The organism is Citrobacter sp. Cb004, from assembly GCF_030337065.1.
Classification (GTDB): domain Bacteria; phylum Pseudomonadota; class Gammaproteobacteria; order Enterobacterales; family Enterobacteriaceae; genus Citrobacter; species Citrobacter braakii.
Window position 1 is genome coordinate 74590 of sequence record NZ_JAOWCH010000042.1, and the last position, 19467, is coordinate 94056.

Here is a 19467-nt window from a genome sequence, read left to right on the forward strand (position 1 = left end):
AAAAAGAAACTCTGTGTTGAAAAAAAACTTGAGTATTTCCTGCACTCAAATATCTTAGCTTTAAATTGGTTTAAACCAGATGAGCAAGATGAAAAAGAAAAACAATGTTGATGTGCTTAGAGAGCGCTTTGAAAGCTGGTTAAACGAGAATAATTTGCCAGCGGGCTCTAAATTGCCTTCGGAGAGAGAGTTATGTGAGTTGCTGGATGCGAAGCGCATGACCTTACGTCAGGTTCTGATTGAGCTTGAGATCGATGCGCGTATCTTCCGAAAGAACCGCAGTGGTTGGTTTATTTCATCGAAGCGATTTATTTATAATCCCAAATCACTTTCCAGCTTTAATGCTGAAGCCTGTGCTCAGGGGCGCAAGCCTTTTTGGGGTTATTTAACCAAAGAAACGATTGCGACGGTTCCGCACCATGTTGATGATGTTTTTCTCTCCTCCGGTGATCGCTATTTAGTTACCGGTTGGTGTGGTCTTGATTCGCATAAAGTGTTTTACCATGAGTCCTATATTGATGCTGATGTTGCGCCAGGATTCATTAACAAATTGGGCAATCAGTCTTTTGCCAGCGTCTGGGAAGATGCGTTTGGTCATGCTTTAAATATCAAAGAAATGATTTTTAAACCGGTCAATATGCCAGAAGTGGCCTGCAAAGAGTTGGGCGTTGCGCCTAATACCTATGGAATTTTAGTTGAAAAACATCGGGCTACCCGAGATAAAAAAGTGGTTCAGGTTGATTTTGAATACTGGCGACTTGAATCTGTGGAACTTGTTATTCGTGATGAATGAGAAAAATAATGGGAAAATGCAACCAAGAACTTCTCGCTGAACGTGCGAGAAATATACCACTGTACCTACATGCTTATGCCTTTCATCTGAATATGCGCTATGAGAGAGTCCTTCCGGGCGATCTTCTGGATATTGCGCATCAGCAACAATTAAAGGGAGTGAAAATACATGTTGAGGATGGTGAGTCCCAATCACTGCAGAAACTAAACGATCGGCAGTTGCACGATTTTAAAGAAAAGGCAAAAAAATATAACCTCGATGTACATATTGAAACGAGCGCATCGGACAAGGCGACATTGACGGATGCGATCCGTATTGCTGTGGCAACTGGCGCAACTTCAGTACGTTTTTACCCGCGCTATGAAGGACATCTCAACGATGTCATGGCAAAGATTGCCAATGATATTGCGTGGTTGTCTCAGTATGACGATTGCGGACTAAGCTTTACTATCGAACAGCATGAAGATCTGCAAGGCCATGAACTGGTGACGCTGGTTAATAATAGTGGAATGAAGAATCTCTCTATTCTGTTTGATTTTGGCAACATGATTAACGCCAATGAGCAGCCGCTTTCTGCGTTAGAAGTTATGTCCCCTCTAATCACTCAGGTGCATATCAAAGACGCAAAAATTATTAAAGAAGGTAAAGGCTGGGGGCATGAGGCTTGTCGTTCAGGATACGGTGACTTACCAATGGAAGATATGCTTAAGGCATTATTACTTTTAGGTGAGGATAAACCGCAAGTAAATGCTTTTGGTCTGGAAGAGGAAGTTGAATATTATGCTCCGGCATTTCGTTTCGATGATGAAGGTGATAATCCCTGGATCCCATGGCGCGATGCAAGCTATACGCCGCTGCCCGACAGTGACATGATTGATGCGCGACTGGCGCAGGAAAAAGAACATGCTCTTGCTCAAATAAAGTATATCCGTGATTTATGCGATAAGTTTACAAGTAATAAATAAACTTCTTTAAATATTATTAAATGCGAAAAGGGTTATGAAAATAACTCTCTTAATTTATTAACTGCATGATTTAATTTAAATATTTCTCTCAACAAGCAATGAGGGTTTAACTATGTTCATGAATAAATGGGCAAGGCTCTGTTTTTTAATTTTAGGCGGCGGCACAATATTCAAACTTTCAAGTATGAAAGATGTTTTCTATGTGCCAATGCAAAGTGACTGGGGTTTAACCAATACGCAAATTGGTTTAAGTTTTACTGTTTATACGATTGTTCAGACAACCGGGCTTTTTCTGTCGCTCTATATCGCAGACCGTTATTCCAAAAAAATATTATTACCATTTGGTCTGATCGGCGTTGGGCTATGCGGTTTATATTTGGCGACGCTACCGTCATTTACCGGTTATCTTATTTGCTTTGCCGCAATGGCGTTTTTTGCCGATGTGGTTTATTGGCCGGTGTTATTGAAAGCTGTGCGTCTGCTAGGTACGCAAGAAGAACAAGGGCGCATGTTTGGCTTTTTAGAAGCCGGACGCGGCGTGGTGGATGTTATCGTCGCTTCTGGCGCTCTGTTTGTTTTCGTCCAGTTTGGTGAAGGTAAAGCGGGGATGCAGGCTGGACTGCTGTTTTATACGCTAATTACGCTGGCTGCGGGCGTTCTCACTTACTTTATTGTCGATGATGACAAAGTGAAAGGCGGCGAGAAAACCAGTGCCAACATGGAAGTCTTAAAGGGTATCAAACATGTGTTGTCCTGCCCTAACGTCTGGCTGGCTTCTTTAGGGATTTTCTTTGTTTACGCCGCGTACTGTGGCCTGACTTACTTCATCCCATTCTTAAAAGATATCTACATGCTGCCGGTAGCGCTCGTCGGCGCGTACGGCATCATCAACCAGTATGCATTGAAAATGGTGGGAGGGCCGATTGGTGGGCTGCTGGCGGATAAGGTTGCTAAATCACCTACGGTTTACCTGAAGTGGACGTTTCTGATCTCTGCTGCTGCTATGGTTGTTTTTATGCTGTTGCCACATCAAACGATGAATGTGTATATCGGTATGGCGGCGACGCTAGGATTTGGGGCGATTATTTTCTCACAGCGCGCCATTTTCTTTGCACCAATGGATGAGATTGGTACCCCGCGTGAATATGCCGGTTCGGCGATGGCATTTGGCTGTATCATCGGTTATATGCCCGCCATGTTTGCGTATACGTTATACGGCTATTTACTGGATACCAATAGCGGCATCACTGGCTATAACTATGTCTTTAGCGTGATGATTGCATTCAGCTTAATGGGCTTTATCTGTTCGACCATTCTGGTGAAGCGGATTAAAAAGCAAAAGCTAGCGGCTGCGACTGTGGCAGCATAATGTGAGAACTTCCCCGGTACGACGTTACCGGGGAAGCCTGTTAAGCGCGTTTATACAGCGGCAACCAAATTACCAGCCGTAAACCACCCAGCGGGCTGTCTTCGGCTTTCACCCAGCCACGATGCTGTTGGATTGCGGTTTCAACAATCGCCAGACCCAGACCTGTTCCGCCAGACTCGCGATCGCGCGCCTCATCGGTACGATAGAACGGACGGAAAATCTGTTCTCGGTCTTCAGGGCTAACGCCCGGGCCATCGTCGTCGACAGTGATGGTAATCCCATCGATATCCACCGCGAAGCCAACTTCAATCTGCGTGTGTGAATAACGCAGGGCGTTGCGCACAATGTTTTCCAGCGCGCTTTCCAGCGCATTTGGGTTGCCGTACAGCGGCCACGGGCCCGGCGGGAAATTCACCGTGAGTGATTTACCCATCTGCTCGGCTTCAAAGGCGGCGTTATCCAGCACTTCGCCCCACAGCTGATTGGCTTTCACCGTTTCACTGACCAGCGCGTTTTTCTGCTGATTGCGTGACATCACCAGCAGGTCGTTGATCATGCTGTCCAGCCGATGCGCTTCTGTTTCAATACGTTCCAGCTCTTTGCTCTCACCGCTACGACGGCGCAGCAGCGCGGTGCCCAACTGCAGACGCGTCAACGGCGTTCTCAACTCGTGGGAGATGTCCGACAGCAGGCGTTGCTGCGAGGTCATCATTCGCTCCAGCGCCGTCACCATCTGGTTAAAGCTGGCGCCTGCCGCCAGAAACTCCTGCGGACCGGCTTCCAGTTCCGGATGCTGACGCAGGTTGCCCTGGGCCACTTCATCTGCCGCGTTTTTCAACTTACGCGCCGGTTTCGCCAGACTCCAGGCAAGCCAGAGCAGTAGCGGAGAGCTGACTAACATGGTGACAATCAGCAACAACAGCGGTCGGTCGAACAACAGATTGATAAAGTCAGATTGTGAGCTGCTGGCAGGTCGAATGAGATACAGCTGGTAGTTATCTTCGCCGTCTCTGACGGAGAAAGGCCCGACCATCTCAACGCGACCGTATTTTTTCTTTTGCGGATGGTCGGCGTTATCAGCCTGACCAATAAAGTTACGAATGATCTGCATTTCGTTGCGTTCTGCGCCGATCACGCGTCCTTCCGTCGTAACAAGCAATAACCGCTGTCCTGGCGGCGCCCACTTGTCTATCGCCCGAAACAAGCGACGCCACCACATCAAATCGTTGGGTGGATCGTTCGCCAGTTCAGCTTCAACGTGTTGCTCAATCATCAACCCCTGGCGCTGCTCGCTGTCCAGTAGCTCGGTCATCTGGCGTGAATCAAGCTTGGGTAACATCAGTACCAACATCAACACCAGTGCCAGCGTCAACCAGAAGATGGCAAAGATGCGTGCGGTTAAGCTCCCTATCATGAAGCGGAGACCATCAGGTAGCCGCGACCGCGCAGGGTTTTAAACCACGGGTGTCCGTCTTTACGTTCTGGCAGCTTACGACGCAGGTTCGAGATATGCATGTCGATCGCGCGATCAAAAGGCGTCAGGCGTTTGCCCAGCACTTCCTGGCTCAGGTGTTCACGCGAAACCACCTGACCGAGATGCTGTGCCAGCAAATAGAGCAGGGTGAATTCGGTGCCGGTTAATTCCAGGGTTTGCCCGTCAAAGCTGGCTTCCTGGCGACCCGGATTAAGGCTTAACGCATCCACTTCCAGAGTCGGCGAACCGTTGTCGCTGTTCTGCTGCTGTTCGCTCCAGTGTGAGCGACGCAAAATAGCGCGGATGCGCGCGACCAGTTCACGGTCGTTAAACGGTTTGGGTAAATAGTCGTCCGCGCCCAGCTCAAGGCCAAGTACGCGATCCAATTCGCTGCCGCGAGCGGTCAGCATGATTACGGGTGTCTGGTGTGTCTGACGAAGTGCTTTCAGCGTATCAATGCCATTTTTCTTCGGCATCATGACGTCGAGCAAAAGTAAATCGATGCTGTCATCCAGAAGCTCAAGTGCCTGTTCCCCATCATAGGCAACCAGCACATCGAAACCTTCCATTTCGAGCAACTCCTTTAACAGGGAAGTCAGCTCTCGGTCATCATCAACTAACAGGATTTTATTCATTGTTTACGTACCTCCGAGGCAGAAATTACGTCATCAGGCGTCGCTAATCTATGACTTTACGTTGTTTTACACCCCCTGACGCATGTTTGCAGCCCGAATCGTAAACTGTCTCTCGTTGAATCGCGACAGAAAAGATTTTGGGAGCAAGTGATGGGCAAAGTTACCGCTGCCGTCATGGCCTCAACGCTGGCACTGAGTACTTTAAGCCATGCAGCTGAAGTCGTCACAGGCGATCACTGGCACCTGGGTGAAGGCTCCGCGCAACGCAGCGTTCAGAGCCACATGTTCGACGGTATCAGTTTAACCGAACATCAACGTCAACAGATGCGAGATTTAATGCAGCAGGCAAGACACGAACAGCCTCCTGTTAATGTTAGCGAAATGGAGACAATGCATCGCCTTGTCACCGCAGAGAAATTTGATGAACGCGCTGTGCGCGCTCAGGCAGAAAGAATGGCGCAAGAACAGGTTGCCCGCCAGGTTGAAATAGCCAAGGTTCGCAACCAGATGTATCGCCTGTTAACGCCCGAGCAGCAAGCGGTTTTAAATGAGAGACATGAACAACGAATGGAGCAACTGCGCGACGTAGCGCACTGGAAAAAAAGCTCATCGTTGAATTTATTGAGTAGTAGCAACTCACGTTCCCAGTAGTAACCCTGTTTTCCTTGCCATAGACACCATCCCTGTCTTCCCCCACATGATGTGGGGGTTTTTTTTGCCCAAAATTTGTCACTCGGTTATTGCCTGACTGTTTTACTTCATCCGTTATACTAGCGGCATATCATGGCAGGAGTGTTTATGAATCAAACCTATGGGCGGCTGGTTAGCCGGGCGGCTATCGCGGCGACCGTGATGGCATCGCTGTTACTTTTGATCAAGATTTTTGCGTGGTGGTACACCGGATCGGTCAGTATTCTGGCAGCGCTGGTGGATTCTTTGGTGGACATCGCCGCGTCGTTAACCAACCTGTTGGTGGTGCGCTATTCTTTGCAACCGGCCGATGATGAACATACGTTCGGACACGGAAAAGCGGAATCGCTGGCGGCGCTGGCGCAAAGCATGTTTATTTCCGGTTCGGCGCTGTTTTTATTCCTGACCGGGATTCAGCATCTCATCCAACCCACGCCAATGAAAGATCCTGGCGTCGGGGTGGTTGTCACCATCATTGCGTTAGTGTGTACAATCATTCTGGTCTCGTTTCAGCGCTGGGTGGTGAAGCGCACGCAAAGTCAGGCCGTTAGGGCGGATATGCTTCATTATCAGTCTGATGTTATGATGAACGGTGCGATTCTCGTGGCGCTTGGGCTGGCATGGTACGGCTGGCATCGCGCAGATGCCTTGTTTGCGCTCGGGATTGGCATCTATATTTTATATAGTGCATTACGCATGGGTTATGAGGCGGTACAGTCTTTGCTGGATCGCGCTTTACCCGATGAAGAACGTCAGGAAATTATTGATATTGTGACGTCCTGGCCTGGAGTCAGCGGCGCTCACGATCTTCGCACGCGGCAGTCAGGGCCGACCCGCTTTATTCAGATTCATTTGGAAATGGAAGATAATCTGCCGCTCGTTCAGGCGCATTTAGTGGCTGAACAGGTAGAGCAGGCAATTTTACGGCGTTTCCCGGGATCGGATGTCATCATTCATCAGGATCCCTGTTCGGTCGTACCCAAGGAAGGCAAGATGTTTGAGCTTTTATAATTCGTTGTAAAAAAAGTGAACCGGGCCAGCATTTTGTGTATAAATTACCACCATTTGGCCTGACCTGAATCAATTCAGCAGGAAGTGATTGTTATACTATCTGCATATTCGTTGGATCGTTTCGATATGCGGAATCGACTTCCGGCAGCAGATTTCATTTTGCATTCCAAAGTTCAGAGGTAGTCATGATTAAGAAAATCGGTGTGTTGACAAGCGGCGGTGATGCGCCGGGCATGAACGCAGCAATCCGTGGTGTTGTACGTGCAGCGTTGACGGAAGGGCTGGAAGTCATGGGGATCCATGATGGCTACCTGGGTTTGTATGAAGACCGTATGGTTCAACTTGACCGCTACAGCGTGTCCGACATGATCAACCGTGGCGGTACATTCCTCGGTTCTGCCCGCTTCCCGGAATTCCGCGACGAAAACGTGCGTGCCGTGGCTATCGAAAACCTGAAAAAGCGTGGCATTGACGCGCTGGTTGTTATCGGTGGTGACGGTTCATACATGGGGGCAAAACGCCTAACTGAAATGGGCTTCCCATGCATCGGTCTGCCGGGCACTATCGACAACGATATCAAAGGCACCGACTACACCATCGGTTATTTCACCGCTCTGGGTACCGTAGTCGAAGCGATTGACCGTCTGCGTGATACCTCTTCTTCTCACCAGCGTATTTCCATCGTTGAAGTGATGGGCCGCTACTGTGGCGATCTGACTCTGGCTGCTGCCATTGCTGGCGGCTGTGAGTTCGTGGTGGTTCCGGAAGTGGAATTCAGCCGTGACGATCTGGTTGCTGAAATCAAAGCAGGCATCGCGAAAGGTAAAAAACACGCGATTGTGGCGATCACTGAGCACATGTGTGACGTTGACGAACTGGCGCATTACATCGAGAAAGAAACGGGTCGTGAAACGCGCTCAACCGTACTGGGTCACATCCAGCGTGGTGGTTCTCCGGTGCCTTACGACCGTATCCTGGCGTCCCGTATGGGCGCATATGCCATTGAACTGCTGTTGGCCGGTCACGGCGGTCGCTGTGTAGGTATTCAGAACGAGCAACTGGTTCACCACGACATCATCGACGCGATTGAAAACATGAAGCGTCCGTTCAAAGGTGACTGGCTGGACTGCGCGAAAAAACTGTACTGATTGTTTTTTCCGCGCCTGATGGCGCTAAGCGCATCAGGCCTACAGGTTGTAAAGACTTGTAGGCCTGATGAGCCGCTAACCACCATTCGGCACAATTCCCCGCATTTATTCCCCCAAGTTATAGCAAATCTTTTTTTATTCTTTAATGTTTGGATACCTTTCTGGCACGCTTTGCTCATCACAACACCACATAAGAGAGCTGGGCGATGAACAAATGGGGCGTAGGGTTAACATTATTGCTGGCATCGACCAGCGTTCTGGCAAAGGATATTCAGTTACTTAACGTATCGTACGATCCAACGCGTGAACTGTACGAGCAGTACAATAAGGCCTTCAGCGCGCACTGGAAGCAGGAAACGGGCGACAACGTCGTGATCCGCCAGTCGCACGGCGGTTCGGGTAAACAAGCGACCTCCGTCATTAACGGCATTGAAGCCGATGTCGTGACGCTGGCGCTGGCTTACGATGTGGATGCCATTGCTGAACGTGGTCGTATCGATAAAAACTGGATTAAGCGTCTGCCGGATAACTCCGCGCCATACACCTCCACCATCGTTTTCCTGGTCCGCAAAGGCAACCCCAAACAAATTCATGACTGGAACGATTTGATCAAACCAGGCGTGTCGGTCATTACGCCAAACCCGAAAAGCTCAGGCGGCGCACGATGGAACTATCTGGCGGCATGGGGCTACGCCTTGCACCACAACAACAACGATCAGGCCAAGGCACAAGACTTCGTGAAGGCCCTGTATAAGAATGTTGAAGTGCTGGACTCCGGTGCGCGTGGCTCAACCAATACCTTCGTTGAACGCGGTATCGGTGATGTGCTGATCGCCTGGGAAAACGAGGCCCTGCTGGCGACAAACGAGCTGGGCAAAGACAAATTCGAGATAGTGACGCCGAGTGAATCTATCCTCGCGGAACCGACCGTTTCCGTGGTCGACAAAGTAGTGGAAAAGAAAGACACCAAAACGGTGGCGGAAGCCTACCTGAAATATCTCTACTCACCGGAAGGTCAGGAAATTGCAGCGAAAAACTACTATCGTCCGCGTGATGCAGACGTTGCGAAGAAATACGAAAATGCATTTCCGAAGCTGAAACTGTTCACCATCGACGAAGAGTTTGGCGGCTGGACGAAAGCGCAGAAAGAGCACTTCTCAAACGGTGGTACGTTTGACCAGATCAGCAAGCGCTAAATAAGTCTGTGATTTACCGACCCGGTGGCATAACGCGACTGGGTTTTTTATTTGTCATGGTTTTGCGTTACTCTTGCCCTTCAATGAGATACAGGGAACGCGTAATGAAAAAAGCAGGCTATCTTTTACTGGCGGTGATTGTAGTCGCCGCTGCTGCAGGTATCGGGTACTGGAAATTCACCGGTAACCCGGACGCATTACGCCAGATTGTTCTTCAGCAATGCCTGCCGCACCAGTTGCAGCAGCAGGATCCCACGCCGTGCGCCGAAGTGAAGCCGGATGCCGGATATGTGGTGTTCAAGGATCGTAACGGCCCACTGCAATACCTGTTGATGCCGACCTGGCGCATCAACGGAACGGAAAGCCCGCTGCTGCTGAAATCAGGTACGCCGAACTTTTTCTGGCTGGCCTGGCAGGCGCGCAGCTTTATGAGCCAAAAATACGGTCAGGAAATCCCTGACAAAGCGGTATCGCTGACCATTAACTCGCGTAGTGGGCGTACGCAAAATCATCTGCATATTCATATCTCCTGCCTGCGAACCGATGTCAGAAAACAGCTGGATGACAATCTGGCGAAAATCAGCACCCGTTGGCTGCCATTACCGGGTGGGCTGCGCGGTAATGAATATCTGGCGCGTCGCGTCACGGAAAATGAACTGGCGCAACGCAGCCCGTTTATGATGCTGGCGGAAGAGGTGCCGGATGCGCGTGAGCACATGGGCAGCTATGCGCTGGCGATGGTGCGTCAGAGCGATGAGTCCTTTGTCCTGCTGGCGACCCAGCGCAATCTGTTGTCGCTCAATCTCGCCTCCGCTGAGGAAATTCAGGATCATCAATGTGATATTCTGCGTTAACCCCACCTAATCTGGCATTTACTCCGCATGTCTGTCCCCGTATTCTTGTTGAAAAAAACAACAGGAGACAGGCATGTCGCTCTGGCTTACACACCCTCTGTTTATCCCCTCTCTGGTGATTGGCATTACCATCCTGCTCTGGGCGACGTCACTACTGCCGGAGTTTATAACGGCGCTGCTGTTCTTTGCCGTAGCAATGGTCGCCAAAATCGCACCTGCGGATGTGATCTTTGGCGGATTTGCGTCTTCGGCATTCTGGCTGGTCTTTAGTGGTTTTGTGCTGGGTATCGCGATTCGCAAAACGGGGCTGGCGGACAGGGCGGCGAGAGCGCTGTCATCGCGATTGACCGATTCCTGGCCGTTAATGGTGGCGAGCGTGGTGCTGCTCAGTTACGCGCTGGCGTTTGTGATGCCGTCCAATATGGGGCGTATTGCGCTGCTGATGCCGATTGTTGCCGCAATGGCGAAGCGTGCCGGAATTAACGAGGGTACGCGCGCCTGGTATGGTCTGGCGCTGGCCGTCGGGTTTGGGACGTTCCAGCTTTCCGCGACCATTTTACCCGCTAACGTGCCAAATCTGGTAATGAGCGGCGCGGCGGAAGGCTCTTACGGCATCCACCTCAATTATCTTCCCTATTTGCTGCTGCATACGCCGGTTCTGGGCTGGCTTAAAGGCGCGGTGCTCATCATGCTTATCTGCTGGCTGTTCCCTGGCAAGCCCCACGCACCGCGCGATCTCACGCCAGCGGAACCAATGAGCCGGGATGAAAAACGTCTTGCATGGATGCTAGCAGTGGTGCTGCTGCTGTGGGTAAGTGAAAGCTGGCACGGTATAGGGCCTGCGTGGACCGGGCTGGCGGCGGCGGTTATCACGCTGCTACCACGGATTGGTTTTATCAATGGCGACGAGTTTTCCTCCGGGGTAAATATCAGGACCTGCATTTACGTGGCGGGGATTCTGGGGTTGGCAATCACCGTTACCCAGACCGGCATTGGCAGTGCAGTGGGCGAGGCGCTGTTACAGGTGATGCCGCTGGATGCGGAAAAACCATTTACCAGCTTTCTCGCGCTGACCGGCATTACCACCGCACTCAATTTTATTATGACGGCGAACGGCGTTCCGGCGCTGTATACCACTCTGGCGCAAAGTTTTGCCGATGCGACTGGGTTCCCGCTGCTGTCGGTGATTATGATTCAGGTATTGGGGTATTCCACACCGCTACTGCCGTATCAGGCTTCGCCGATTGTGGTGGCGATGGCGCTTGGGAAAGTGCCTGCGAGGGCGGGGATGCTGCTGTGTATCGCGCTGGCGACGGCAACATATCTGCTTCTTCTGCCGCTGGATTATCTGTGGTTTAGCGTGTTGGGTAAGTTGTAAAAAAAGCCCGGTAGCGCTAACGCTTACCGGGCCTACAGTCTTGAAGGACGGGTCAGCGAAGCGCTACCCGCCTCAACAGCATTACGCCTGTTTAGCCGCTTCTGCTGCTTTAACGATGACCGCGAAGGCATCTGCTTTCAGAGAAGCACCGCCAACCAGCGCGCCATCGATGTCCGGCTGAGCGAACAGTTCTGCTGCGTTCGCTGCGTTTACGGAACCGCCGTACTGGATGATAACTTGTTCAGCGATTTTCGCGTCAGCTTTAGCAATGTGGTCACGAATGAATTTGTGAACAGCCTGAGCCTGAGCAGGAGTTGCAGATTTACCGGTACCGATAGCCCATACTGGTTCGTAAGCGATAACGACGCCTTCGAATGCTGCCGCGCCCTGAGTTTTCAGAACGGCGTCGATCTGACGTGCACAGACTTCTTCAGTTTTGCCCGCTTCGTTTTCTGCTTCGGTTTCACCGATGCACAGAACCGGAGTCAGACCTTGTTCTTTCAGCACGGCGAATTTTTTAGCGATCAGCTCGTCAGACTCTTTGTGGTAAGTACGACGTTCAGAGTGACCGATAATGATGTACTGCGCGCCGATATCTTTCAGCATTTCAGCACTTGTTTCACCGGTAAATGCGCCAGACAGGTTCAGGTCAACGTTCTGCGCGCCCAGGATAATGTGGCTACCGGCAGCGGCGTGTTTCGCCAGGTCGATATACATTTCCGGCGGAGCGATTGCTACTGCACAGCCAGCAACGCCAGCCAGTTCTTTACGCAGATTAGCAACCAGTTCGTTTACCATGTGGCGGCTGCCGTTCAGTTTCCAGTTACCCATCACTAAAGGATGTCGCATTTCATTTCTCCACGCTTGTCAGCGAATTAAGGAATATGGCCGCCCGTCAGGGCAGCATGGTCTGTGAAACAGTATAGAGATTCGTCTGCGGAAAGGCTTTGCTTTTTGTCATCAATTCGCCTTCTCAAGACTTTCTGATAGTGCCAGCTTAATCGGTTCAACAGCGAAGGTCAGCCCTTTTTCACCGTTATCTGCCACAACATAGCGAATTGCGCCTTCTGTTTCGGCGTAATAGTGTTTACCTTTGCCGGCAGCGAGCAGTTTTTGCAGCTTTTTCTGGCTCTGCTCTTTCGTCAGTAGCGGCGCGACGGTACGAATGACGGCGGTCATGTATTCCAGCGCTTTCGCTTTGGCCGCCTTTTGTTCTGGTCCCTGAATCGGCAACCAGGTTATCTGCATACTTTTGATTTTTAGCGTACCGCGCTCAAGGGCGGAGGACGCATACAGGTTTTCATTGATTTTACTGGCCGCGCGGGTGAGGTTTGCCCGATCGCGGCTGCTGTCGATGGCGCGGAACTCATTCAGGATAAGCTTCGGATTCTGCGTATTAAAGTTTTCGCGAAACTGGCTAATCGACAGGTCAAAGGTCGGCGCACCCGCCAGTAAATAGGGGGCCGTGGTTGCCGTCGATGGCTCTTCCGCCCGTGCCGCAACGCTCGCGGTGAAGGCTGAAAACAATAATAAAAACAGTGTAAATCCTTGCTTCATCAATCGTACCTTTCGTTATGACTGCTCACGATTAAAACGGTAACTGTCGGGCTTGTCAAAAGGGTAAACTGTTCTGGAAGGTAATAATAAAGGAACTTACATGACCATACAGCAGTGGTTATTCTCATTTAAAGGGCGCATCGGGCGCCGTGATTTCTGGATTTGGATAGGTCTGTGGATCGTCGGAATGCTGGTTCTGTTCTCGCTGGCGAGCAAGCAATTACTCGATATTCAGACTGCGGCATTTTGTCTGGTTTGTCTGCTATGGCCGACGGCGGCAGTGACGGTAAAACGCCTGCACGATCGGGGACGTTCTGGAGCGTGGGCGCTGCTGATGATTTTGGCGTGGATGCTGCTGGCCGGAAATTGGACGATGTTACCCGGCGTCTGGCAATGGGCGGTTGGTCGCTTTGTTCCGACGCTCATTCTGGTCGGCATGCTCATCGATCTGGGCGCGTTCATTGGCACCCAGGACGAAAATAAATATGGTAAGGATACGCAGGACGTAAAGTACAAAGCCGAGCGCCAGTAGTTGTCGACCGGAGAAGCGCAAGCGCCGCCCGGCAACCCTCACCAGTAGTGCTCAGCAGTCATATGGCCCGGTCGACGGCGCAGGTGTTTGGTCATCTGCCGGGTCTCTTTCAGCAGTTGCTGCGTGTCGCGTACCATTTGTGGATTTCCGCACAACATCACATGGCTGGTTTCTTTATCCATTGGCAGCCCTACCGCCTTTTCCAGTTCACCGCTTTCAATCAGCGCCGGTACACGCCCGGTCAGCGAATCTACGGCTGTCTCACGGCTAACAACCGTCTGGATGCGTAATTTACCTTCGTAGCGCTTTTCCAGCGCCTGCATCAATGGCAGGTAGCTCAAATCGGCGGCATAGCGTGCGGCGTGGACCAGCACCAGATTTTTAAAGCGACCCAGATCTTTGCCTAGTTGCAGAATCGACAAATACGGGCCGATAGCCGTGCCGGTTGCCAGCATCCATAGCGTTTCGCAATCAGGGACTTCATCCAGCACGAAGAATCCAGCGGCCTCACTCACCACCTGAACTTCATCGCCAGGCTTTAGCGCCGCCAGTTGAGGGCTGAGTTTGCCGTCGGGAACTGTCACCAGATAAAATTCTAAGTCGGGGTTATCGGGCGCATTCACGTAGGAATAGGCGCGCTGGACGCGCTCACCGTCGATCTCAAGGCCAAGCTTGGTGAACTGACCTGCAGTGAAAGGAAGAACCGGAGCTCGCACGGTCAAACTAAACAGGGCATCGGTCCAGTTCTGCACCTTTGTGACTTTGCCTGTTACCCAATCTGCCATGGTTTTCTCCTGTCTGCTTTGATTGCCTTATCTTCGTTCGTTGGACGAAAGATTTCCAGCCCGGATGGGCTGGAAGGCTCTATTGATCAAATCAATTACAGGATGTGCGCCTGCACATCGGGATCTTTGCGATCGAGGTAGTGAATCGACTGAATGCGGCGGATCGTGCGTGATTTGCCGCGGATCAACAGCGTTTCGGTGGTTGCGATGTTGCCTTTACGGCTAATCCCTTCCAGCAGATCGCCTTTGGTGATGCCGGTAGCGGAGAAAATGACGTTGTCGCTGCGCGCCATTTCATCCAGACGCAGCGCTTTGCCCGCTTCAATGCCCATCGCGGTGCAGCGGGCCAGTTCCTGTTCGCCAATACGACGGTTCTCTTCGCTATCGCCTTTGACGTCATGGCGCGCCAGCAGGCGGCCCTGCATGTCGCCGTCCAGCGCGCGGATGACGGCCGCGGAAACCACGCCTTCCGGAGCGCCGCCAATACCGTACAGCACGTCAACTTCGCTGTCAGGCATACAGGTCAGAATCGAGGCCGCAACGTCGCCGTCAGGAATGGCGAAGACGCGCACGCCCAGTTTCGCCATCTCTGCAATAACCTCGTCATGGCGTGGTTTTGCCAGGATGGTGACGGTCAGGTCACTCAGTGGTTTGTTCAGCGCGGCTGCAATGTTTCGCAGGTTGGTTTCCAGCGACAGGTTCAGGTCGATGGACCCTTTTGCGCCAGGGCCGACAATCAGCTTTTCCATGTACATGTCTGGCGCGTTCAGGAAACAGCCTTTATCGCCTACAGCCAGCACCGCCAGTGCATTCGCCTGGCCCATTGCCGTCATACGCGTGCCTTCGATAGGATCGACGGCGATGTCGACCGCATCACCGTGGCCGGTTCCGACTTTCTCGCCGATAAACAGCATCGGCGCTTCATCAATCTCACCCTCGCCAATCACGATGGTGCCGTCGATGTTGACCTGGTTGAGCATAATACGCATGGCGTTCACCGCCGCGCCATCAGCGGTATTTTTATCGCCGCGGCCCAGCCATTTATAGCCAGCCAGCGCGGCCGCTTCGGTCACGCGTGAAAATTCAATGGCAAGTTCTCGTCTCATTGCAAACTCGTAGCTGAAAGGAATGGCGCGAAGTGTAGCACAGGGGAGGGGACTAGATTATTGATGTGTGTGCGGGGTTGCCCCCGCACGAAGATATTGCCGGACAAGGTAACGTCGCCATCCGGCAATGACGAATTACTCGTCGTGATCTTCCCACGCCATGGCGCGTTTGACCGCTTTTTTCCAGCCGCTGTAACGGAAATTACGCTCGGTGGTTTCGATGCCCGGGCGGAATTCACGCTCGATGACCGCTTTCTCCTGCAGTTCATCCAGATTCTGCCAGAAACCTACTGCCAGACCGGCAAGGTACGCAGCACCCAATGCGGTGACTTCGCGGACTTCCGGGCGCTCAACGCGCGTGCCGAGAATATCGGACTGGAACTGCATCAGGAAGTTGTTGGCGACCGCACCGCCATCAACGCGCAGGGCGTGCAGGCGAATACCGGAGTCAGCCTGCATCGCTTCCAGTACGTCACGGGTCTGGTAAGCGATAGACTCAAGCGTTGCGCGGATGATGTGGTTGGAGTTTACGCCACGGGTCAGGCCGAAGATGGCTCCGCGTGCATACGGGTCCCAGTACGGTGCGCCAAGGCCTGTGAATGCCGGAACGACGTACACGCCGTTGGTATCTTTCACTTTGGTGGCGAAATATTCAGAGTCGAATGCATCGCTGATGAGTTTCATTTCATCGCGCAGCCACTGGATGGATGCGCCAGCCATAAATACCGCACCTTCCAGCGCGTAGTTCACTTCCCCGGTCGGTCCGCAGGCGATGGTGGTCAGTAGTCCATTTTCGGACTTAACGGCTTTCTCGCCAGTGTTCATCAGCATGAAGCAGCCGGTACCGTAGGTGTTTTTCGCCATCCCTTCCTTCACGCACAGTTGGCCAAACAGAGCGGCCTGCTGGTCACCGGCAATACCGGAGATAGGAATACGAATGCCGCCTTTACCACCGATGTTGGTCTGGCCGTACACTTCAGAAGAACGACGCACTTCTGGCAGCATTGCACGCGGAATATCCAGCGCATCCAGCATCGTGTCATCCCAGTCCAGGGAGTGGATGTTGAACAGCATGGTACGAGAGGCGTTGGTGTAATCCGTTACGTGTACACGTCCCTGCGTCATTTTCCAGATAAGCCAGGTGTCTACCGTACCGAACAGCAGTTCGCCGCGACGAGCGCGCTCACGTGAGCCTTCCACGTGGTCGAGGATCCACTTCACTTTAGTGCCGGAAAAGTACGGGTCAATTACCAGACCCGTGTTATTACGGATGTACTCTTCCATTCCGTCGCGCTTGAGCTTTTCGCAGATATCCGCGGTACGACGACACTGCCACACAATTGCGTTATAGATAGGTTTACCGGTCTCACGCTCCCAGACGATGGTGGTTTCACGCTGGTTGGTAATACCGATCGCTGCAATTTCATCGGAACTGATATCGGCTTTCGCCAGAACTTCTACCAGCGTGGAGCTTTGGGTCGCCCAAATTTCCATTGGGTCATGTTCTACCCAACCTGCTTTCGGGTAGATTTGCTCGAATTCGCGCTGTGAAACGCTAACGATATTCGCATCGTGGTCCATTACGACCGCGCGGGAGCTGGTGGTGCCCTGGTCGAGCGCAACGATATATTTTTTTTCAGTCATGATTATTTGTCCCGTAGTCACATTACTGCGAAGCTTTTTGTTGAGTGTTGGTCGCAACGTCTTTCTCTTCAATCGCGCAGACATCGCACGGTAAATGGCGACCAATCAGTTTGCGATATGCCCATGCGCCTAAAATCGCGCCGGTAATCGGGCCAAACACCGGGACCAGGAAGTAAGGGATATCACGACCACCCGTGAAGGCAATCTCACCCCATCCGGCCATCCAGGCGAAGAGTTTCGGTCCGAAGTCACGTGCTGGGTTCATCGCAAAACCTGTTAGCGGACCCATGGAAGCACCAATAACGGCAATCAACAAGCCGATCAGCAGTGGTGCCAGCGGACCACGAGGTACACCGTTACCATCGTCGGTCAGAGCCAGAATCAGCCCCATTAGAATAGCGGTAATGACCATTTCAACCGCGAAGGCCTGCACAAAATTGATATGCGGGTTCGGATAGGTCGAGAAAGTACCTGCCAGACCCAGGCTCTCGGTACTGCCGCGCACGATATGGTTAGTTTGTTCGAAATCGATGAAAAGATTGTAATAAAGCCCGTAAACCAGTGCCGCTGCGCAAAAGGCGCCGGCAATTTGCGAAATAATAAAAGGAGCAACTTTGCGTTTATCAAAGCAGGCGAATAGCCAGAGTGCGATGGTTACCGCTGGATTCAGGTGTGCACCAGAAACGCCTGCGGTCAGATAAATAGCCATCGCTACCCCCAGACCCCAGATGATACTGATTTCCCACTGACCAAAAGTAGCCCCAGCAACTTTGAGTGCAGCGACACATCCCACACCGAAGAAAATCAACAACCCGGTACCGAGGAATTCAGCAATGCACTGGCCTTTTAAGGTTGATGTTTGACTCATAATCGGATCCTGAAGAGAGTTTAATGTTTATTGTATGCGAGAAGGTCACTGACATCCCCGGAGCCGGTAGGCACACTGTTAATTTATCGTTAACGCGCAAAAACGAGAAATATCGAAATTAAAATGTGTGTACTCCATCAACAAAATGAGCGTTATCGCGCCATTTCGCGGTATTTGTTATACAAAAATAGTGTGAGCTGAATCATTTCAATGATCAATTCGTTAACACTTAAGAGTTATGATAGTAATGTCACCAGGAGAAAGACGAAAAGTGTTGCAAACCGCAATCTGCGCGGGATGCCGCTGGACAGGGATGACGCGGCTTCATACAATCGGTGTTAAGTAGAGTGCGCTCGTTTTTATTAAGGCGTCGCCGGTTATCGGGACGAGGATTTTTATCCATCAACGCCTTGCAATTCAGGAGAGGTATGACGATGTCATTAGAAGTGTTTGAGAAACTGGAAGCAAAAGTACAGCAGGCGATTGATACCATCACGCTGTTACAGATGGAAATCGAAGAGCTGAAAGAAAAGAACAACTCACTGTCGCAGGAAGTTCAGTCTGCACAGCAGCAGCGTGAAGAGCTGGAGCGTGAGAACAACAACCTGAAAGAACAGCAGAACGGCTGGCAGGATCGTCTGCATGCCCTGTTGGGGCGTATGGAAGAAGTCTAATCCTCGTCATATTTCACGTTATGGCGGCGTTGGCTGCGTACATTCACCCCAGTCACATAGTGGCCTATGCTCCTGGGGATTCACTTACTTGCCGCCTTGCCCTGACGCGAAATCTATAGAGGATGTAGACTGCGAGTGCCTGTAGGCCGGATAAGGCGTAAGCCGCCAACTGGCAATCAGTGACAACGCATAAAAAAGGCACCTTGCGGTGCCTTTTTCACTTACTCGATATCGAGCGGGTCTTCGGAGAGGATTATCCCGGTGTTGTCGGCGTACAGGTGGTCGCCGGAGAAGAATGTCACGCCGCCAAAGTTGACGCGCACATCGCTTTCCCCAATACCCTCTCCTGACGCACCTACCGGAATTGCGGCAATCGCCTGAATGCCGATATCCAGTTCTTCCAGATCGTCTACCTGGCGGACTGAGCCGTAGATGACCAGACCTTCCCATTCATTCTGTACGGCCAGTCGCGCCAGTTCGGCATCGACCAGCGCACGACGGACAGAACCGCCGCCATCGACCAGCAGAATGCGACCACGGCCATTTTGTTCGAGCAGATCGTACAGCAACCCGTTGTCCTCGAAACATTTTACCGTGATGATTTGTCCGCCAAACGACGACCGTCCTCCAAAGTTAGAGAACAGCGGTTCCACGACGTTGACATCTTCCTGATAGATGTCACAAAGCTCGGATGTATCGTATTTCATAGGCTTAACGTTCAGTTGCTGCGAGAATTTTTAGTATATCGCGCTATGTGTACTGTTGGCAAAATCATCAATTGTTAATTG

At 51.7% G+C, this 19467-nt stretch carries 20 protein-coding genes; 11 read left to right on the forward strand and 9 right to left on the reverse strand.

Annotated features, from left to right (window positions below; translation table 11 throughout):
• Positions 1–88: 88 nt before the first annotated feature.
• The 3 genes from OGV65_RS03820 (at position 89) to OGV65_RS03830 (ending at position 3127) form a co-directional block, all read left to right on the forward strand.
• Positions 89–793 (forward strand): GntR family transcriptional regulator, encoded by a 705-nt coding sequence (locus tag OGV65_RS03820; protein WP_019077919.1) that lies wholly within the window; start codon positions 89–91, stop codon positions 791–793.
• A gap of 8 nt (positions 794–801) precedes the next feature.
• Positions 802–1758 (forward strand): sugar phosphate isomerase/epimerase family protein, encoded by a 957-nt coding sequence (locus tag OGV65_RS03825; RefSeq protein WP_141876150.1) that lies wholly within the window; start codon positions 802–804, stop codon positions 1756–1758.
• A gap of 118 nt (positions 1759–1876) precedes the next feature.
• Positions 1877–3127, forward strand: coding sequence for an MFS transporter (locus OGV65_RS03830; RefSeq protein ID WP_029139693.1), 1251 nt, complete (start codon positions 1877–1879; stop codon positions 3125–3127).
• Between the two features lie 40 nt (positions 3128–3167).
• Here OGV65_RS03830 and cpxA read toward each other — a convergent pair whose 3' ends face one another.
• Together cpxA and cpxR are read right to left on the reverse strand one after the other, a co-directional pair.
• The gene (gene cpxA / locus OGV65_RS03835; RefSeq protein ID WP_016155210.1) at positions 3168–4541 is read right to left on the reverse strand and encodes an envelope stress sensor histidine kinase CpxA; all 1374 of its coding nucleotides are present in this window, start codon (positions 4539–4541) and stop codon (positions 3168–3170) included.
• Positions 4538–5236, reverse strand: a complete 699-nt coding sequence (gene cpxR / locus OGV65_RS03840) for an envelope stress response regulator transcription factor CpxR (protein ID WP_006686193.1) — start codon at positions 5234–5236, stop codon at positions 4538–4540. Before cpxR ends, cpxA begins: the two co-directional genes overlap by 4 nt.
• Before the next feature lie 150 nt (positions 5237–5386).
• Here cpxR and cpxP point away from each other — a divergent pair, with 150 nt between their 5' ends.
• The 6 genes from cpxP to OGV65_RS03870 all read left to right on the forward strand — a co-directional run bounded on the left by cpxP (position 5387) and on the right by OGV65_RS03870 (position 11513).
• On the forward strand, positions 5387–5887 hold the full coding sequence (gene cpxP / locus OGV65_RS03845; RefSeq protein WP_016155211.1) for a cell-envelope stress modulator CpxP: 501 nt from the start codon (positions 5387–5389) through the stop codon (positions 5885–5887).
• Positions 5888–6034: 147 nt separating this feature from the next.
• On the forward strand, positions 6035–6937 hold the full coding sequence (gene fieF / locus OGV65_RS03850) for a CDF family cation-efflux transporter FieF (RefSeq protein ID WP_016155246.1): 903 nt from the start codon (positions 6035–6037) through the stop codon (positions 6935–6937).
• Between the two features lie 185 nt (positions 6938–7122).
• The gene (gene pfkA, locus OGV65_RS03855; RefSeq protein WP_003028778.1) at positions 7123–8085 is read left to right on the forward strand and encodes a 6-phosphofructokinase; all 963 of its coding nucleotides are present in this window, start codon (positions 7123–7125) and stop codon (positions 8083–8085) included.
• Between the two features lie 206 nt (positions 8086–8291).
• Positions 8292–9281: a sulfate/thiosulfate ABC transporter substrate-binding protein Sbp gene (sbp, locus tag OGV65_RS03860; RefSeq protein WP_016155247.1), complete on the forward strand. Its 990-nt coding sequence runs from the start codon at positions 8292–8294 to the stop codon at positions 9279–9281.
• Between the two features lie 104 nt (positions 9282–9385).
• The gene (locus OGV65_RS03865) at positions 9386–10135 is read left to right on the forward strand and encodes a CDP-diacylglycerol diphosphatase (protein WP_286454624.1); all 750 of its coding nucleotides are present in this window, start codon (positions 9386–9388) and stop codon (positions 10133–10135) included.
• 73 nt (positions 10136–10208) lie between these two features.
• A complete protein-coding gene (locus tag OGV65_RS03870) occupies positions 10209–11513 on the forward strand; it encodes an SLC13 family permease (protein WP_141876152.1) in 1305 nt (434 codons plus the stop codon).
• Positions 11514–11594: 81 nt separating this feature from the next.
• Here OGV65_RS03870 and tpiA read toward each other — a convergent pair whose 3' ends face one another.
• Positions 11595–12362 (reverse strand): triose-phosphate isomerase, encoded by a 768-nt coding sequence (gene tpiA / locus OGV65_RS03875; protein WP_003028783.1) that lies wholly within the window; start codon positions 12360–12362, stop codon positions 11595–11597.
• Positions 12363–12473: 111 nt separating this feature from the next.
• Complete coding sequence (locus OGV65_RS03880; RefSeq protein WP_016155250.1) at positions 12474–13070, reverse strand: YiiQ family protein; 597 nt, start codon at positions 13068–13070, stop codon at positions 12474–12476.
• Positions 13071–13170: 100 nt separating this feature from the next.
• Here OGV65_RS03880 and OGV65_RS03885 point away from each other — a divergent pair, with 100 nt between their 5' ends.
• Positions 13171–13602 carry a DUF805 domain-containing protein gene (locus OGV65_RS03885; protein WP_047497573.1) on the forward strand — a complete coding sequence of 144 codons (432 nt, stop codon included), beginning with the start codon at positions 13171–13173 and terminating at the stop codon, positions 13600–13602.
• 38 nt (positions 13603–13640) lie between these two features.
• On the opposite strand, the gene fpr is transcribed toward OGV65_RS03885, so the two are convergent.
• From fpr to OGV65_RS03905, 4 genes are all read right to left on the reverse strand, one after another.
• On the reverse strand, positions 13641–14387 hold the full coding sequence (fpr, locus tag OGV65_RS03890; RefSeq protein WP_016157907.1) for a ferredoxin--NADP(+) reductase: 747 nt from the start codon (positions 14385–14387) through the stop codon (positions 13641–13643).
• A gap of 95 nt (positions 14388–14482) precedes the next feature.
• Positions 14483–15493 (reverse strand): class II fructose-bisphosphatase, encoded by a 1011-nt coding sequence (gene glpX / locus OGV65_RS03895; RefSeq protein WP_016155253.1) that lies wholly within the window; start codon positions 15491–15493, stop codon positions 14483–14485.
• A 135-nt stretch (positions 15494–15628) separates the two neighbouring features.
• The gene (glpK, locus tag OGV65_RS03900; protein ID WP_016155254.1) at positions 15629–17137 is read right to left on the reverse strand and encodes a glycerol kinase GlpK; all 1509 of its coding nucleotides are present in this window, start codon (positions 17135–17137) and stop codon (positions 15629–15631) included.
• Between the two features lie 22 nt (positions 17138–17159).
• Complete coding sequence (locus OGV65_RS03905; protein WP_016155255.1) at positions 17160–18005, reverse strand: MIP/aquaporin family protein; 846 nt, start codon at positions 18003–18005, stop codon at positions 17160–17162.
• 428 nt (positions 18006–18433) lie between these two features.
• Here OGV65_RS03905 and zapB point away from each other — a divergent pair, with 428 nt between their 5' ends.
• On the forward strand, positions 18434–18679 hold the full coding sequence (gene zapB / locus OGV65_RS03910) for a septal ring assembly protein ZapB (RefSeq protein ID WP_019077914.1): 246 nt from the start codon (positions 18434–18436) through the stop codon (positions 18677–18679).
• A 221-nt stretch (positions 18680–18900) separates the two neighbouring features.
• Here the strand turns inward: zapB and rraA are convergent, their stop codons facing one another.
• The gene (rraA, locus tag OGV65_RS03915; RefSeq protein ID WP_008787034.1) at positions 18901–19386 is read right to left on the reverse strand and encodes a ribonuclease E activity regulator RraA; all 486 of its coding nucleotides are present in this window, start codon (positions 19384–19386) and stop codon (positions 18901–18903) included.
• Positions 19387–19467 lie beyond the last annotated feature (81 nt).

Bases quoted from the DNA above. Each gene is read 5' to 3' on its own strand.
- zapB (WP_019077914.1), top strand. From the start codon at position 18,434: ATGACGATGTCATTAGAAGTGTTTGAGAAACTGGAAGCAAAAGTACAG.
- glpK (WP_016155254.1), bottom strand. From the start codon at position 17,137: ATGACTGAAAAAAAATATATCGTTGCGCTCGACCAGGGCACCACCAGC.
- cpxA (WP_016155210.1), bottom strand. From the start codon at position 4,541: ATGATAGGGAGCTTAACCGCACGCATCTTTGCCATCTTCTGGTTGACG.
- fpr (WP_016157907.1), bottom strand. From the start codon at position 14,387: ATGGCAGATTGGGTAACAGGCAAAGTCACAAAGGTGCAGAACTGGACC.
- glpX (WP_016155253.1), bottom strand. From the start codon at position 15,493: ATGAGACGAGAACTTGCCATTGAATTTTCACGCGTGACCGAAGCGGCC.
- OGV65_RS03905 (WP_016155255.1), bottom strand. From the start codon at position 18,005: ATGAGTCAAACATCAACCTTAAAAGGCCAGTGCATTGCTGAATTCCTC.
- OGV65_RS03885 (WP_047497573.1), top strand. From the start codon at position 13,171: ATGACCATACAGCAGTGGTTATTCTCATTTAAAGGGCGCATCGGGCGC.
- tpiA (WP_003028783.1), bottom strand. From the start codon at position 12,362: ATGCGACATCCTTTAGTGATGGGTAACTGGAAACTGAACGGCAGCCGC.
- OGV65_RS03865 (WP_286454624.1), top strand. From the start codon at position 9,386: ATGAAAAAAGCAGGCTATCTTTTACTGGCGGTGATTGTAGTCGCCGCT.
- sbp (WP_016155247.1), top strand. From the start codon at position 8,292: ATGAACAAATGGGGCGTAGGGTTAACATTATTGCTGGCATCGACCAGC.
- OGV65_RS03820 (WP_019077919.1), top strand. From the start codon at position 89: ATGAAAAAGAAAAACAATGTTGATGTGCTTAGAGAGCGCTTTGAAAGC.
- fieF (WP_016155246.1), top strand. From the start codon at position 6,035: ATGAATCAAACCTATGGGCGGCTGGTTAGCCGGGCGGCTATCGCGGCG.
- OGV65_RS03825 (WP_141876150.1), top strand. From the start codon at position 802: ATGGGAAAATGCAACCAAGAACTTCTCGCTGAACGTGCGAGAAATATA.
- rraA (WP_008787034.1), bottom strand. From the start codon at position 19,386: ATGAAATACGATACATCCGAGCTTTGTGACATCTATCAGGAAGATGTC.
- OGV65_RS03880 (WP_016155250.1), bottom strand. From the start codon at position 13,070: ATGAAGCAAGGATTTACACTGTTTTTATTATTGTTTTCAGCCTTCACC.
- OGV65_RS03830 (WP_029139693.1), top strand. From the start codon at position 1,877: ATGAATAAATGGGCAAGGCTCTGTTTTTTAATTTTAGGCGGCGGCACA.
- pfkA (WP_003028778.1), top strand. From the start codon at position 7,123: ATGATTAAGAAAATCGGTGTGTTGACAAGCGGCGGTGATGCGCCGGGC.
- cpxR (WP_006686193.1), bottom strand. From the start codon at position 5,236: ATGAATAAAATCCTGTTAGTTGATGATGACCGAGAGCTGACTTCCCTG.
- OGV65_RS03870 (WP_141876152.1), top strand. From the start codon at position 10,209: ATGTCGCTCTGGCTTACACACCCTCTGTTTATCCCCTCTCTGGTGATT.
- cpxP (WP_016155211.1), top strand. From the start codon at position 5,387: ATGGGCAAAGTTACCGCTGCCGTCATGGCCTCAACGCTGGCACTGAGT.